8 protein-coding genes are annotated in these 17,114 nt (G+C 39.6%); 5 read left to right on the top strand and 3 right to left on the bottom strand.

The window, feature by feature from the left end; all coding sequences use genetic code 11:
- Positions 1 to 44 precede the first annotated feature (44 nt).
- Together C4E06_RS11295 and C4E06_RS11290 are read left to right on the top strand one after the other, a co-directional pair.
- On the top strand, positions 45 to 413 hold the full coding sequence (locus C4E06_RS11295) for a response regulator (protein WP_107668153.1): 369 nt from the start codon (positions 45 to 47) through the stop codon (positions 411 to 413).
- 16 nt (positions 414 to 429) lie between these two features.
- Positions 430 to 2,619: an AAA-like domain-containing protein gene (locus C4E06_RS11290; RefSeq protein ID WP_107668152.1), complete on the top strand. Its 2,190-nt coding sequence runs from the start codon at positions 430 to 432 to the stop codon at positions 2,617 to 2,619.
- 16 nt (positions 2,620 to 2,635) lie between these two features.
- Here the strand turns inward: C4E06_RS11290 and C4E06_RS11285 are convergent, their stop codons facing one another.
- Positions 2,636 to 3,199 carry a Uma2 family endonuclease gene (locus C4E06_RS11285; RefSeq protein ID WP_107668151.1) on the bottom strand — a complete coding sequence of 188 codons (564 nt, stop codon included), beginning with the start codon at positions 3,197 to 3,199 and terminating at the stop codon, positions 2,636 to 2,638.
- Between the two features lie 201 nt (positions 3,200 to 3,400).
- Between C4E06_RS11285 and C4E06_RS11280 the strand changes: the two genes are divergently transcribed.
- Positions 3,401 to 4,597 carry a Coenzyme F420 hydrogenase/dehydrogenase, beta subunit C-terminal domain gene (locus C4E06_RS11280; RefSeq protein WP_107668150.1) on the top strand — a complete coding sequence of 399 codons (1,197 nt, stop codon included), beginning with the start codon at positions 3,401 to 3,403 and terminating at the stop codon, positions 4,595 to 4,597.
- A 26-nt stretch (positions 4,598 to 4,623) separates the two neighbouring features.
- Here the strand turns inward: C4E06_RS11280 and C4E06_RS11275 are convergent, their stop codons facing one another.
- A complete protein-coding gene (locus C4E06_RS11275) occupies positions 4,624 to 5,226 on the bottom strand; it encodes a neutral zinc metallopeptidase (protein ID WP_107668149.1) in 603 nt (200 codons plus the stop codon).
- A 220-nt stretch (positions 5,227 to 5,446) separates the two neighbouring features.
- Between C4E06_RS11275 and C4E06_RS11270 the strand changes: the two genes are divergently transcribed.
- Complete coding sequence (locus C4E06_RS11270; protein WP_107668148.1) at positions 5,447 to 6,085, top strand: LON peptidase substrate-binding domain-containing protein; 639 nt, start codon at positions 5,447 to 5,449, stop codon at positions 6,083 to 6,085.
- Positions 6,086 to 6,108: 23 nt separating this feature from the next.
- Here C4E06_RS11270 and pheA read toward each other — a convergent pair whose 3' ends face one another.
- On the bottom strand, positions 6,109 to 6,975 hold the full coding sequence (gene pheA / locus C4E06_RS11265) for a prephenate dehydratase (RefSeq protein ID WP_107668147.1): 867 nt from the start codon (positions 6,973 to 6,975) through the stop codon (positions 6,109 to 6,111).
- Positions 6,976 to 7,552: 577 nt separating this feature from the next.
- Here pheA and C4E06_RS11260 point away from each other — a divergent pair.
- Positions 7,553 to 17,114: CARDB domain-containing protein (locus C4E06_RS11260; protein ID WP_198648553.1), on the top strand; the 9,562-nt coding region annotated here is incomplete at its 3' end.

Below are 17,114 nucleotides of genomic sequence, written 5' to 3'. Positions count from 1 at the left end.
TCACCAATTTTACTGAATCAAAAAAATTCTAAGGTATTGTTTTGATGAATATAATGGTTGTGGATGATGAACAAGATATCACCCTCTTGTTTAAACAAAAGTTTAGAAAAGAAATTCGACAAAAAAAGGTAGAATTTTCTTTTGTTTTTTCGGCTGAGGATGCCTTAAATTGTATAGACAAACAAGAAAATCATTTGATTCTGATTTTGGCTGATATTAATATGCCAGGAATGAATGGCTTAGAATTGCTGAAAATCATTAAAGATAATTATCCCGATATCAAGGTATTTATGATCACAGCCTATGGAGATGATTATAATTATCAAACAGCCATACAATATGGAGCCGATGATTATCTAACTAAGCCCATTGAATTTGAACATCTTAAAGAAAAAATTAGTGAATTAATTTAACTAAAATGTGAGTTGTATGGAAATCCCGAAAATTTTAGTCGTTGATGATGAATTAGATTTAGAACGACTAATTAGACAAAAATTTAGAAAAAAAATAAGACAAAAAGAACTTGATTTTGTCTTTGCTCATAATGGACTAGAAGCGTTAGAGTATATCCGAGTCTATGGCAATATTGATATGGTTTTGACGGATATTTATATGCCTGAAATGGATGGACTCACCCTATTAAGTAAAATTCAAGAAATTGATCCCATTATTAAAGCGATTATTATATCTGCTTATGGGGATCTTGATAATATTCGCTCAGCTATGAATTGCGGGGCGTTTGACTTTTTAACAAAACCGATTGATTTTAAGGATTTAGAAATTACGACCACTAAAACCTTAAATCATGTTCAACAAATTAAAAGGGCTTTCGCCCAGGAAAAAGCAGCCAGAGAAGCACAAGAAAAGTCTTTAAATAAATTAAAACAAGAAATTGAAAAGCGTAAAAAAGTTGAAGAAGCGTTACGCAATAATGAAAAGCAATTAACCCAATTTTTAGCCGATATTCCCGTTGGTATTTTTATTATTAATGCTAAGACTCGATACCCCTATTATGCTAACAATCAAGCTAAAAAAATTTTCGGAGAAGAACTTTTGAGCGAAGTTAATTTTGATGATTTGACTAAGATTTATCAACCCTATTGTTTACAGACTGGGCAAAAATATCCGCTTGATAAATTACCAGTTAGACGCGCCTTACAAGGGGAAAGCACCACGGTGTCAGATGTAGAAATTCGCCATAAGGAACAGCATATTCCTCTAGAAATTTCTGCCCAACCAATTTATGATGAAAAAGGAAATATTTCTTATGTTATTGCGGCATTTCAAGATATTACACAAAGAAAAAAAGCAGAGGCAGATCGCATTCATTTTACTGAAGAATTAGCGAAAAAAAATCTTGATTTACAACAAACTAAAGAGCAACTATCTCATTATAATGCTACCCTAGAAAAAAAAGTTCTTGAAAGAACCGAAGAACTAACAGCAACCTTAAAAATTCTCAAAGCAACTCAAGCCGATTTAATAATAGAAAATGCTTTACTCAGGAGTGCTGAAAATGAAAAAAGCTATGATTATCAAGTGGGTGGAAGTTTACCGATAGATGCTCCTAGTTATGTTGTTCGTTCCGCTGATCGCTATGTCTATAAAGCCTTAAAAGCAGCCGAATTTTGCTATATTTTAAATGCAAGACAAATGGGAAAATCGAGCCTTCGAGTTCAAATTATGAAACGATTACAAGCAGAAAATTTTGCTTGTGTTGCTGTGGATTTATCAGAAATTGGCAATCGAAAATTAACAATAAAACAATGGTATGCAGGATTTATTTATATCCTATTAAGTGGGTTAAATTTATTAGATAAAGTGAATATTAGAGACTGGTTAAAACAACATGACTTTTTATCACCTGTACAGGGGTTAGGAGAATTGATTTATCAGATTATTTTGCCGAATCTTTCTCATAATATTGTTGTTTTTGTTGACGAAATTGATAGTGTATTAAGTTTAGATTTTCCTATGGATGACTTTTTTATTTTCTTGAGAAGTTGTTATAATAAAAGGGCTGATAATCCTGATTATAAACGGCTTACTTTTGCTTTATTAGGGGTTGCTAGTCCTTCTCAATTATTAGAAGATAAACAACGAACTCCCTTCAATATTGGTCAAGTTATTCATTTACAAGGGTTTCAGTTTCATGAAGCACAACCTTTATTAGAGGGATTGAAATTTAAAGTTAATCATCCTCAAGCTGTGTTGAAAGCTGTTTTATATTGGACTAATGGGCAACCCTTTTTAACACAAAAAATTTGTCAATTAATTCATAATTCTCCCAGGGAAATTCCTGAAGATCAAGAAGATGAATGGATTAGAGAATTAGTGCGATCGCAGATTATAGAAAATTGGGAATGTCAAGACGAACCGGAACATTTGAGAACCATTCGCGATCGCATTTTGAAAAGTTCTCTTGATAAAAAACGACTCTTAAAACGCTATCAGACAATACTACATCAACCTAATTATCCTATCAGTGATGATGAAGAAATTAGAGAACTTATTTTATCAGGACTCATTATTAAAGATGATCAATTTTTAAAGGTTCATAATCCCATTTATGAAGGGATTTTTAATGATAGTTGGATAGAATCGATGAATAACAAATAGATTTTATCTTAGTTGATTATTCTAATAACCATACAAATAATTCTTCTATCGTTAATTGAAAAGAATTGGCAAAATTAGGAACAGGTAAATTATCTTTTTTTGCTTCAAAACACATAGGTTTTTGTTGAGAAAAATAAACGACTACAGATTTATCATTAGGATCAATTAACCATCCTATTTCTGTTCCATGATCTAAACAATATAAAATATTTTTGACAACTTTTGTTTGACTTTGTTCAGGGGATAAAATCTCAATTACCCAGTCTGGTGCAAGACAAAATGAGTCTGCAATTTCACCATTATCATCACGAGGAATATGATCCCATTTTAAAATAGTGATATCAGGAACAATAGAGCGATCGCCAAAAGTACATCTTAATTCGGAAAAAGCACGAGCTATTTTTTGAGTTTTTAAAGTAACATTAATAGCGGTAGAAAGTTCAGTTTGGATGGTACTATGTTTCCCTTTTGGCATTGGCTTTTTAACAATTTTTCCGTTAATATATTCCTTGGCTGGTTTTGTTTCTGGTAATGCCAAAAATTCCTTTAAGCTAAGAGATTTAGAAGAAGTTTTAATCATAGTTTTTAATGATAAATGAGTAATTATATCAATATTATAGCTAAAGTTTAATCAAAAGTTTAAGGATAAAATAGTAACTATACTAGGTTTTGTTACATTAGTTTACAAAAAAATAATAACTGACGATAATAGCGTAATCTAATATCATATATACTGTTCACTGTTCACTGATTCAATGTAATTTAAGAAATACTATAATCTATGACATCTATTCACCCTCACAGTAAAGCAAAAGCCCTTAAATCTGGTAGTCGTCGTCCCGCAAAAGAACTCTGTAGTGAGTGTGGGTTATGTGATACCTATTATATTCATTATGTTAAAGAAGCTTGTGCATTTCTCAATCAACAAATTGCAGAATTAGAAACCATTGCTCACGGAAAAAGTCGCAATTTAGAAGATGAAAATGACTGCTATTTTGGGGTTCATCAAGAGATGATGGCAGCCCAAAAAAAAGACCCCATAGAAGGCGCACAATGGACAGGAATTGTGAGTACCATTGCTTGTGAAATGTTAGAAAAAGGGTTAGTTGAAGGAGTCGTATGTGTTCAAAATACAAAAGAAGATAGATTTCAACCGATGCCAGTCATTGCTAGGACTTCTGAGGAGGTTTTGGCGGCTAGGGTAAATAAACCCACTTTATCCCCTAATTTATCTATCTTAGAACAAATCGAACAATCTAACCTCAAACGCTTATTAGTGATTGGAGTTGGCTGTCAAATTCAAGCATTAAGGGCAGTAGAAAAAGAATTAGGATTAGAGAAACTCTATGTATTAGGAACTCCCTGTGTCGATAATGTGACCCGTGAAGGGTTACAAAAATTCTTAGAAACCACCAGTCAATCTCCCGATACAGTGGTTCATTATGAATTTATGCAGGACTTTCGAGTTCATTTTAAACATAAAGATGGTTCCGTAGAAAAAGTTCCCTTTTTTGGCTTAAAAACGAATAAATTAAAAGATGTTTTTGCCCCATCTTGTATGAGTTGTTTTGATTATGTTAACTCCCTAGCTGACTTAGTGGTAGGCTATATGGGGGCAGAATTTGGCTGGCAATGGATTATGGTTCGTAATGAGACAGGAAAAGAAATGTTAGCCTTAGTAGAAGACCAAATCAACACAAAACCAGTCATTTCTCAAGGGGATAGAAAACAAGCGGTTCAACAAAGCATTCCCGCTTATGATAAAGGAGTTACCCTACCCATGTGGGCAGCCAAATTAATGGGCGTTGTCATTGAAAGAGTTGGACCCAAAGGCTTAGAATATGCCCGTTTTTCTATTGATTCCCATTTCACCCGTAATTATTTATATGTCAAACGAAATCATCCTGAAAAGTTAGAGAATCATGTCCCGAACTATGCAAAAAAAATTGTGTCTCAATATCAGTTACCTGATAAATAAACACAATCAAATAAGAAGATTAATCTCTATTGAAAACAAGATTTAGGGTCATTAAATCCACTGAGAAATGCCCGTCCTCGTTGTTCAGGGGTTCCATGATGATGGGTATGTTCATAATCATAATCCCCTGTCATCATGGCAGTTATAGCCCCTTCTTTGACATCTCCAGGTTCTAATATCCCTAACTCATCAGTCGCAGCAAAAAACGCCCCTGCTAAACAGTCAGCTTGCAACTCCAAAACCACGATAGGCAAATTCTTGTCAAGAATCCCTAAATGTTTCTGCACAGAATGACCATATTCGTGGGCTAAGGCGAAAAAGCCAGCAGAGTCACCGACTGTTTCGACTAATTTATCCATTTGAACCATATTCAGATGAATAGTGTTAGAATCAGCACAATAATGGGCTAATAACGAAGGTCCACAAGGGGTCAATTCAAGATTTTGATGAGAATAAACCATCGGATAGGTATAGCGTATCCCTAAACGGGTCAAAATTCCGCCCCAAAATGCGTCTAGTCCATTACTAACAGCTGATAGCGTCGGTGGGTCCCATGCTGCTTGGGTGGGTTGGAAGGGAAATAAACCCAAAGACAGGGCAAGAATACTCAGAGCAACCTGTTTTTTCATCTTAATTCACTTTGTTAGCTTTTGGCTGGTTATGCCCGTTTATGGCATAAGGGTTAAAGGAATTAAGCAGAGATAATTTAGCCGACTTCCTTAATGATAGTTCAACCATAAGAAAAGTTGATGAAACAATTTTGAACAAAACCCTGGAGAAGTCAACTGATCTAATTGAGAAAAATCAGTTAAAGTATTAATTAAAAGCTAAGACGCGCGCTTGAGTATTATGACATCTTCTTCCCTTGCAGTTCGAGAACTTCCTATCTTTCCCCTACCCGAAGTCGTATTATTTCCTGGTCGTCCTCTTCCTCTGCATATCTTTGAGTTTCGTTATCGCATGATGATGAATACCATCTTAGAAGGGGATCGCCGTTTTGGTGTGGTCATGGTCAACCCCGTCAACGGAGAAATTGCTAAAGTAGGGTCCTGTGCGGAGTTAGTTCGCTTTCAGCGTCTTCCGGATGATCGCATGAAAATTTTAACCATGGGACAACAACGGTTCCGTATCCTCGAATATGTTCGCGAAAAGCCTTATCGAGTGGGTTTAGTTGAATGGCTTGAAGATAAGCCAACTACAGAAAACGTTGAACCCTTGGCCACGGAAGTAGGACAATTATTACGGGATGTGGTCCGTCTTTCGGCCAAGTTGACCGACCAGAAAATCGAATTACCCGATGATTTGCCCGACCTTCCGGTAGAATTATCTTACTGGGTAGCCGGTAATTTATACGGTGTTGCAGCAGAACAACAAGCCCTTTTAGAGATGCAAGAAACCAAAGGTCGTCTAGAACGGGAAATCGAAATTTTAACCTCTACCCGTAATCATTTAGCGGCACGAACCGCCCTTAAAGATGTGCTGAAATAGGCTTATCAATGAACAGCAACCCCTTAAAGTTGCTCAATATCTGTATCTCGCAGAAACACAACCGGATAACTACCGTAGATTTTGAGAACTTCTGTATGGTTGGTTAACGTCTTGAGAGCATCCATAATCTTGGGATCATCTTGGTTGCCTTCAACATCGAGGTAAAAGACATATTCCCCAAGCGATCGCTTAGTGGGACGAGATTCAATGCGACTCAGGTTAATGTCCCGTTCAGCAAATACTTGCAACGGTTTCATCAGAGAACCAGGAATATTAGCAGGGACACTAAAGGCTAAGGAGATACGACTGCCCACCGTCGGCGTAGGGTTTAAGGTCATCACCCAAAACCGAGTACAGTTATCCGGATAATCGTTGATCTGATTGACTAAAATGGGAACGTGATACAGTTTGGCCGCACGGGGGGCCGCGATCGCCCCGGCCGTGGGTTCGAGGCTGATTTTTTGTAGGGCTTCGGTAGTAGAATTAGTGGGAATTAAAGGGATATTGGGCAGGTTTTGCTGCAACCATCGTTGACATTGTGCCAAGGCTTGAGGGTGGGAATAAACGGTTTTGATGCCACTCAGAGCGGTTCCCCGTGAAAAGAAAGCATGAATGATCGGTAAAACCACCTCTTGCTGAATTTGTAGGCGATCGAGTTGCCAGAGCGTGTCTAAGGTAATGGCCACACTGCCTTCTGTTGAATTTTCCACCGGTACCACGGCTTTATTCGTGTCTCCTTGAGCCACAGAATGCAAGGTTTGAGCAATACTCGGATAAGGACAGAGTAAAGAGGATTTTTCCTGGTTTTCTTCTAACCAATGAGCATAAGCTAAGGCGGCTGTTTCTGCATTGGTGCCAACGGGGCCCAGATGAGCAATAGAAATGACCATAAGCGATATTGTTGTTAAACTACCTATCAATCTGCTAATTAACTAATCTACCTGTTGTTTTGAACACACCCCAACGAAATCACAGACTATAGTTGGAGATTCACCACTGAACCCTCATTTAAGTTTTTTTGTACAGCGTGCAAAATGTCAGTATTTCCTAAAAAATAACACGAAGTTATACATAACGATAACACCATCGAGTATTTATTTATGCTTTAATATAGGCTGTGATATCAAAAGATATTCAAAATTAAATCTCCCTAACCTTATTTTTTCCTTATATCAATCCTCTTGTTTCTTCGGTTTTGATATGAGATTAAATTCATATATTTTTTATCAACACAAAAGTTGATTGCTTTCGGCTGAGAAAAAATAATTAACCCTGAAACCTTGAAATAAATAGGCTTAAGCTAACTATTTAAAGTAGGTATATAAAGAAAAGTTACAAAAAATAAAGGATTTTTGTTGCTTTGGTGATTGGGGTTGATAAATTTGAAAAAACTAACTAGAATTCACGAAGATTTTTGAGTTTATCCGTTGAAACTATCATTAACTTAAGATTAAATTTAGACTAGAAATGAGCGCACCCTCTTGGATCGATTCCTTATTAACAGCCCATTCTTTATTAATTGAACCCTCCCTAGAGGCAGTATTAAACCAAGCCTTTTCCTTAACGCAAACCCAATTACAAGGGTTTGCCAACGACTCGGAATTTGTCTCTAAAATGGCAACGGCCTTTGAGACAACCACAGCATTGGATAGCTTACAGTCGGCCTGGTCTACAGGAGAATTGAGTAACTTTCCTGCTGTAGAAATTCGCTATCGAGCAGAGCTTAATGGGGTAAATGGGGCTTATAGTGCCGAAACAGGGACAATTTATTTAGCTTATGAGTATTTAGAGTATATTAACGCCGCTGTTCTCGGAGGAGACTCACAAGCGATCGCCAATTTAACTGCCGTGGTCATAGAAGAATATGGCCATCATGTGGATGTTGTCTTAAATGGTGCAGACAATGATAGTCAAGGAGACGAAGGGAAGATATTCTCAGCATTAGTGATGGGAGAACCCTTATCAGAGACGACTTTAACCCAGTTAAAAACCGAAAATGATCACGGATGGATCAATCTCGACGGACAAGTCATTGAGGTAGAAAACAATGAAGATACTTGGGAAACCTTAGCTGATGTTCCTTTTACCTATGGTATTAGTGCAGGAGGAGGGTTAGCTACTGATGGAACCTACCTCTATGCAGCGGATTTTAGTGGAGATGGAAACGATGATTATATTGATTTGAACGGTGATTTAGTAGATGATCCCAATGAAAGATTAGATAATTTAGGTATTACTAACGGTTCTGTTCGTTTTGGGCGTTATAATCCCGAAACCGATACCTGGGATCCATTACCAACCTTAAATCTTGATGGAGTAGACGGAGATGCGTTTTCCTCCGGCAATCTAGTTAATCCCTTATTTGTATCAGGCGATACTCTTTATTATTATCAATTTCGCTCAGGCCCCCAAATTGCGGCCCTTTATTCCTATGATTTAACCACCGGAACCACCGGAACCTGGACACAAGAATGGGAAAAAACCACCATCGATAGTCCCTTAATTGATAGTAATGCTGGCCTGGTGGGGGTAGATGTAGACGGAGAACCGGTCATTCTTCATCATGTCGGAGGGGGCCAGTATAACTTTGCCCGAACCGATAACATTGACGGTGGGGGAACCCATACCCAGTTAACCCCCAATTGGAATTTTACGGGTCAACATTTTCCCAGAGGAGGAGACTGGGAATATAACGCCACCAATGATCGACTGTATCATCTCAGTGGCGATCAACTGGTGATGTGGACTAACAATGAGACAGGTTATCCAGAGGGAAGTTTTTTGACATCTATCCCCGACGGAGAAACCCCTCTGGCCTCTCAACAGACTTTAATTTACTCTTTAAACAATGATTTAGGGTGGACCAGTAACGACAATGGCACCAGTTTATGGGGCAATTCCGTTACCGCAACCGGTAACGTCTTATATTTGTTACGGGGAGAAACCAGTAATGATACTTGGCCGTTTAATGAAGGACGAGGATTAATTAATAACGCTGATTTTGCCAGAGTGATCCTTAGTGAGACTCCTGAAGGAATAGTTTATGTCAGCGATCGCCAAAACTTGCCCGACGCACCTTTTAATATTGGTAAAGGCAGTGCTTCTGTTTATTTAAACGGTTATTTATATGTTACCCAAGGGGATACCTTAACCGTTGCTGATGATCAAGGCAATGTCGATCCATTACGGACCGAGGGAATTCGTTCCCCAGGAAGTGGTTTTGCTAGATTTGCCATCGATATAACCGATGATAATTATGAAGACAATGACACCCTAGCAACTGCTTATGATTTAACAGCATCAGAGGGAGTTTTATTAAGTAGTATTAATGGTCAAGGCATTTCCTATGCAGGGGATCAAGACTGGTATAAAGTAACCGTTGATGCTGGAGAAGAATATTTCTCAACTATTATTAATTTTCCCACTAATTCTCGTTATCTTGATTTAGGATTATATAACCCATCAGGGACATTAATTGCTTCTGGACTTTATCGTCCTAGTTCAATTACGGGTAATTTTCAACAAGAAATTACTACGATTTTAGATCCAGGAGATTATTATTTAAGGATTAATTCCCCTTCTAGTGATCCCAATACTAATCAAATTAGTAACAGTTATGATCTAAGTTGGTCAACCCAAGTCCTTAGTAGTGTCCCTGATGAATTTGAAGATAATAATACCTTAGAAACAGCCGCCGATATTAGGGAACAAGAAGGGATTTATTTGACTAATTTATTGCTGCTTGATGAAGACTGGTATCAAATCGAAGCAACCACAGGAGAAAGTTTTTTAAGAGTTCGTTATGAACTTGGTAATTTAACCCATCCTGTTACCTTAAATCTATACGATGCTGAGGGAACATTAATTACCTCAGAGACTTTAGAAAGTAGTCCTTATAGTCAGTATTTTGAAACTCAATTAACCAGTGATGGAATTTATTATTTACAATGGGTTGCACCAGAAAATGATAATACTTATTCCTTTGATTGGGAAACATTTGGCTTACCTAATTTAACCGTAACCGACGCTTCAACTGCTTCGATTAATCCTGAGCCAAATGAAAACATTTCTGTATCTTGGACAGTAGAAAATATAGGAGGATTTGATACGTGGGAAAGCTGGTCTGATGGGGTTTACTTATCAGATGATTCAACCTTTGACCCCTTTGAGGATATCTTTTTAACAAGTATTTTGACGGATTATCATCAATTTGATCCCTTAATTCCAGGAGATAGTTACACTCAAACTGTGGAGGTTACCTTACCTGATTTTGGAGTCACCAATAATCAATATTTACTTTTTATTACTGATTTTGACTTCTTTGAGCCGAATGGAATTCAACCTGAAAGCAACGAAAACGATAACGTTTATAGTCTTTTTCTCGGTACTGCAGGAAATGGCTCTGATTTAGTTATTACAGAGGTTAGCACACCTGCATCAAGTGAGTTAAACAGTTATATTGATGTCAGTTGGACAGTGCAAAACCAAGGAACTGTAGCCACTGCTAGTAATGTTTGGTATGATGAAGTCTATTTTTCTACTGATGATGTCTTAGATGAAGGAGATATATATCTATACGATGAGCCAATACAATATTATGATTTTGGTGAAGGAGAAGAATTTAATCCCTATAACTTACCCCTCAATCCTGAAGACAGTTATACCATTACGAGGAGTATTTATTTACCTGATTATGACAATGAATTAAACGGAAATGGTTATCTAATTTTTGCAACAGATCGTTATGATTATGAAATAGAAATCGATGAAAATAACAACACCTTTGCGGTTCCTTTTGAAGTAACAACCCCTCCCCCTCCGCCAATTGTTGGAACAATTTCTGCTATTGATGAAACGATTACAGGGTCTTTAAGTGTTGATGATGCCCTTAATCCAACAAGATCAGGAAGGTACAGCGATGATTATACATTAACAGATGTTAACCCAGGTGAGACAGTTAGCATCGGTTTAACGGCACCTTTCGATACTTATTTACAATTAATTAATGCTGATACTCAAGCCTTAATTACTTCTGATGATGATGGAGGAGAAGGGTTAAACTCCTTATTAACCTTTACGGCGGAAGCTGATACCAACTATATTGTCAGGGTAACCAGCTTTAGTAGTGGCGCAACAGGAGACTATACATTAACCAGTAGTAATAGTTTTCCTAACCTCGTTGTTAGGGAAGTAACCGCCCCAACTACTGCTACAACAGGACAAAGTGTTACCTTATCTTGGACAGTAGACAATATCGGTTCTGCCACCACAGGAACCTTTTGGTATGACCGCGTTGTTTTTTCAGAAAACGATATTTTTGGAGATAGTGATGATGTTTATCTCTATGAAGAATTTGTTAATAGTTTTGAAGGTTTACCTTTAGAACCAACAGAAACCTATACCATTAATCGGACATTTAATTTATCTGGACAAGCTGTCGGTAGTGGCTATTTACTATTTAAAACAGATAATTATAACAATCAGCAAGAAACTAATGAAAACGATAACGTTTATAGCCAAGCTATTAATATTACTGCCCCTAACTTAACTTTGTCTGGTGCAACTGCTCCCGATACAGCAATTTTAGGAGAAACCCTTTCCGTTTCCTGGACAGTAGAAAATAACGGAACCGTTGCAGCCAATGCAGATTGGTATGATCGAGTGGTGATTTCATCGGATCAAAGCGTTGATTTTTCTGATACCTATGTAACTGAAATTTGGCAAGGTTCGAGAAGTCCATTAGGAACAGGTGGAAGTTATACAGAAACCCGTGACCTGGTTATTCCGACCACGGCAACAGGCGATCGCTATTTGATTTTTATTGCTGATCAATATAATCAGCAGGGCGAAACCGATGAAACCGATAATACGTTTATCCTTCCTATTAGTTTAAGTGCGCCAGATTTAATCATTAGTGATGCCACTGCCCCCAGTCGGGGAGTAAGTAATCAAGAGATTAATGTTTCTTGGACAGTGACTAATCAAGGAGAGGTGGCCGCCCCTGCAGATTGGTTCGATTATGTTTATCTATCAACCGATGACACCATTGGTGGTTTTGGTGATATTTTCATTACGTCTGAATCCATTAGCCCTCAAACCCCCTTAGCACCAGAGGGCAACTATACCATAGATCGCAGTCTTACCTTACCCAATGTTAACCCAGGAGACTATTATCTGATTTTCCGAGCAGATGGTAACAATGCTCAAGGAGAAACCAACGATAATAATAACGATCTCGCCATTGCCATTACCATCGGTGCACCGGATTTAATGGTTTCCGCAGCAACTGCACCGGAGTCAGGAGCATTAGGAGAAACCGTTAGCCTGTCGTGGACAGTGGAAAACCAATCAACAACAGAAGAAGCACCGGGAGATTGGTTTGATTATGTTTATTGGTCTAGTGATGATACCTATGATTTTTCTGACACCTTTATTACCAGTATTTCAGCAGCGTCTCAAACCCCCATCGAACCAGGGGGAAGTTATACCCAAACCCAAGACATTACCCTACCCACTCAGACAAACTTTATCGGGGATGGTTATTTAATTTTCCGTACCGATGGCAATAACGCTCAAATAGAAACCGACGAAACCAATAACGATCGCGCCGTTGCTTTCCGCATAGATGCCCCTGACTTAACTGTCAGTGATGCCTCTGCCCCAGAGTCAGTTACCGTCGGAGCAACCTTTGCCGTATCTTGGGATGTGACGAACCAGGGAACTGTGGCTGCCAATGCAGACTGGTATGATTCGGTGTATATCTCTAGTGATCAAACCTTTGATAGTAGTGATCAGTATTTGACCGCTCTGTGGCAAGGCAGTAATACCCCTTTAGATGCCAATGCTACCTATACAAGCAGTCGCAATATTAGCTTACCCAGCACCGAAACCGGCGATCGCTATTTATTGTTTGTCACCGATAGCATTTATACTTATTCCTCATCTTTGAACAACCGCCAAGGGGAAACAGACGAAACCAACAATGTGCGGGCAGTTCCCATCAATATTTCTGCTTCAGACTTAACCATAACCGCTACTGATGCCCCAGAAACGGCAGTTTTAGGGGACACAGTAGAATTAACCTGGACCGTTAGCAACCAAGGCACCGGAACAGCCACCAGAGACTGGTATGACCGAGTTTATTTATCCAGTAACCAAACCTTAGACGGTAGTGATGTTCAAGTCACTGCAGAATACATTGCTACCCAAACTCCCTTAGAGGTAGGGGCTAACTATACCATCAGTAAAAACGTTGTTTTACCCAGTTTCGCCACCGGGGATCAATATTTAATCTTTGCAACGGATCATAATAATCGTCAAGGAGAAATCAACGAAAATAATAACTTAACGGTTGTTCCTATCACCTTAACCGCACCAGATTTAATCGTTTCGAGTGCGACAGTTCCCACAATAGGAACTTTGGGTAAGAGTATTGAAGTGTCTTGGACGGTGCAAAACCAAGGAACCACCTCGGCTGCAACGGATTGGTACGATCGCATTTATCTCTCCAACGATGCTGTTTTTGATGCCAATGCTGATACATTGGTGACTCAAGAATTGATTTCTGAGCAAACCCCTCTCGGTGCAGGAGAAGAGTACACTGTCACCCGTAATCTGAACTTACCCAATTTTTCCACTGGCGATCGCTATTTAATCTTTGTGGCCGATGGTTCAGGAAACCAAGGAGAGACGGATAATAATAATAATGCTCGTGCGGTGGCCATTAATCTTAACGCCCCTGATTTAGTCGTAAGTGATATTAATGCACCTGTTGAATCCTTATCAGGGCAACCCATTGATGTTAGTTGGACCGTTACCAACCAAGGGCCAGCCGAGGCGGAGGGAACTTGGTGGGATCGCGTTTATTTGGTTAATGCTAGTACAGGGGCATTTGTTAGAGATTTAGGCTATTTTAACTTTACCGGCAATATTGCGTCAGGAGAATCCATTGAAAGAACTCAATCTTTTACCCTACCCTTGGATCTCACTGGGGATTATCAAGTTGCTGTCACCACGGATTATTATGGCAATCTTCCCGAAGGAACCCAAAACGAGTCCAATAACACCACGACAGATGAGGACACCCTCACCCTAGAACTTTCTCCCATTCCTAACCTACAAGTTAGCAGTGTCACCGCACCAGAGACAGCCTTTTCCAGTCAAGACACCATCGTAGAATGGACTGTGAGTAACGTGGGTACAGGGGGAACCAACGCACCGGTGTGGTACGACACAGTCTATTTATCCTTAGATCAAACCTTTGATGATACGGATACCTATTTAGGACGAACCACCAATCCTAGTTATCTCAATACAGGAGATAGTTATAGCAACAGTTTAAGCGTTACCCTACCCCAAGGAATCAATGGTAATTACTATTTCTTAGTGCAGACAGATGCTTATAACTATGTCACAGAAGTGGGTAACGAAGGGGATAACTGGGGTGCTGGCAGTCCGACGGATGTGGACTTAACCCCACCCCCAGACTTACAAGTGACTAATGTTAATGCACCCATAGGGGCATTTTCTGGGCAACCCATGAACTTAAGTTGGACTGTGACCAATGAAGGCAATGGACGCACTTTAGAGACGGCCTGGTGGGATCGGGTGTTTATGTCCGAAGATGAAACCTTAGACGCAAGCGATCGCATTTTAGGCACCTTTTATCATAGTGGTGCGCTCAATGCAGGGGATAGTTATACCGGTTCTGCCACAGTTAATTTACCCATTGGGGTTGATGGCGACTTCTTCTTCTTTGTTCAAAGCGATATTTATAACCAAGTTTACGAACATATCTTTGACAATAACAACAGTAACCTTGATACCACCCCTACTAGCATTCTTTTAACCCCACCCCCTGATTTAGAATTTGAAACCTTAGTTATTCCCAATAATGCCCGTTCTGGTAGCAATTTAACTATTAATTACCGTGTCACTAACTATGGCGCAACGGAAACCCCTAATGGTTCTTGGATCGATACTTTTTATCTTTCAACGGATGAGGACTTTGATCCTATTACAGACATTCGACTGGGTAGTGTTAACCGTTACGGTATTCTTAACCCAGGGGATAGTTATGAACGTACGGCCAATTTTGCCCTCAGTAATACCTTAACCGGAACCTATTACGTTTTTGGGGTAACCGATGACGGCGATCGGGTTTTTGAGTTAGATAATGACAATAATTTAGTTCAAAGTGCCAATCAAGTCGAAATTGTTTCTCAACCCGTCGATTTAGTGGTGACAGAAGCGGTTATTCCCACCACAGGAGAAGCTGGAAAATCCATTCAAGTACAGTGGACGGTGCAAAATCAGGGAGTTGGGGATACCATTGTCACCAGTTGGAGCGATCGCATTGTTGCTTCTGTGGATGGCGTATTAGGGGATGCCGACGATATTACCCTCGCCACCTTTAGCCGAACTGGATTATTAACCCCCAATCAAACCTATAGTCGGACAGAAACCGTTGCTCTACCCTTCAGTTTAGCCGGGGATTATCAGTTCTTTGTGGTCACAGATGCCACCAATAACGTCTATGAAGGCAGCAATGAAGGGAATAATGGGTCTAATGCTTTACCCATAACCATTGCTCGTGATACCCCTGATTTACAAGTTACGGCCATCACTTTACCCACAACCCTAGAGTCAGGAACCCCGGTTAATATTAGTTGGACCGTAGAAAATCTTGGGTTTGGCCGCACCAATAGCAATTATTGGTACGATGATGTCTATTTATCCTTAGATACTACCATCAGTAACGATGATATTTCTTTAGGTTCTGTGTTCCGTTCCGGGGCGTTAAATGTCTCAGAAAGTTATACCGCAACAGCAACCTTTAATCTGCCGGTTGATCGTGATGGTAATTATCATGTTTTAGTGAGGACAGATCGGGATAATAATGTCATTGAGGGGAATTTTGAGAATAATAACGTTAAAGCCAGTGATAGTAGTAGTGGTGGTGGTAGTACCAGCGAGGGAAAACTGCCCATTACCCCGACACCGACGGCTGATTTGACTGTACAATCCGTAGATGCACCCACCCAAGGTATTGCAGGACAACCTTTAACCTTAACCTGGACCGTGGCCAATAATGGGGCTGCCACAGGAGCAAATTGGTATGATGCGGTGTATCTATCCCGTGATCAGGTATTTGATCGCAGCAGTGATATTTATTTAGGTTTCCGCAACCAGACAGGAGTCATTAATGAGGGTGAAAGTTATACCGTCACCGAAAGCTTTAACGTACCCCGTGGGTTAGCCGGACGGTATTATGCCTTTGTGGTCACAGATAGCGGTAATGCCGTTTATGAAAGGGATGGAGAGTCAAATAATACCAATTTTGATGGCTTTTCGACTGAGATTATTTTACCGGCACCCTCCGATTTAGTCGTCACAGATGTTACGGTTCCTAACAGTGCCATTCCAGGCCAAGGGATTAGTATTAGTTACAGCGTCGAAAACCAAGGAACTGACACCGCTTTCGGCACTTGGACCGATTCGGTTTATCTGTCTAGGGATACCCAATGGGATATTAACGACACCTTAGTGGGGCAAGTCACTCGTTCTGGAAATATTGCCAGTGGAGACAGTTATAGTCAAACCTTAAACGGTGTTGTCCCAGGGGTCAATTTAGGGGATTATCATGTGATTGTTCGCAGTGATATCCGTAACCAAGTTCCGGAAGTGGATGAGAGTAACAATGTCGGGGTTTCTGGGGAACAAGTGACCTTAGACGTAGAAGTTTTAACCCTAGATACGCCAGACACAGGGACCTTAGCGCAAGGACAAGCCATTTACTACCGTTTCGATGCCAATGCCGGGCAAGCGATTCGTTTACAGTTAGATAGTAGTTCGGATCAAGCGTTTAACGAACTTTATGTCAGTTATGGGGAAATGCCCACCAGAGGACAATTTGACCTAACGACAGTACAACCTTTTAACGCTGATCCCGAAATTGTCATTCCCATCGAACAAACCGGAACCTACTATGTTTTGGCTTATGGGGATCAAGTTTCAGGAACCCCCACTT

The sequence above is a fragment of the Cyanothece sp. BG0011 genome, from assembly GCF_003013815.1.
Classification (GTDB): Bacteria; Cyanobacteriota; Cyanobacteriia; order Cyanobacteriales; family Microcystaceae; genus Crocosphaera.
The sequence above is the reverse complement of the archived record's forward strand: the minus strand, read 5'-3'. Positions and strand labels throughout refer to the sequence as shown.

Coding starts and splice junctions, on each gene's coding strand:
- C4E06_RS11295 (WP_107668153.1), top strand. CDS start 45: ATGAATATAATGGTTGTGGATGATGAACAAGATATCACCCTCTTGTTT.
- C4E06_RS11280 (WP_107668150.1), top strand. CDS start 3,401: ATGACATCTATTCACCCTCACAGTAAAGCAAAAGCCCTTAAATCTGGT.
- C4E06_RS11270 (WP_107668148.1), top strand. CDS start 5,447: ATGACATCTTCTTCCCTTGCAGTTCGAGAACTTCCTATCTTTCCCCTA.
- C4E06_RS11285 (WP_107668151.1), bottom strand. CDS start 3,199: ATGATTAAAACTTCTTCTAAATCTCTTAGCTTAAAGGAATTTTTGGCA.
- pheA (WP_107668147.1), bottom strand. CDS start 6,975: ATGGTCATTTCTATTGCTCATCTGGGCCCCGTTGGCACCAATGCAGAA.
- C4E06_RS11275 (WP_107668149.1), bottom strand. CDS start 5,226: ATGAAAAAACAGGTTGCTCTGAGTATTCTTGCCCTGTCTTTGGGTTTA.
- C4E06_RS11290 (WP_107668152.1), top strand. CDS start 430: ATGGAAATCCCGAAAATTTTAGTCGTTGATGATGAATTAGATTTAGAA.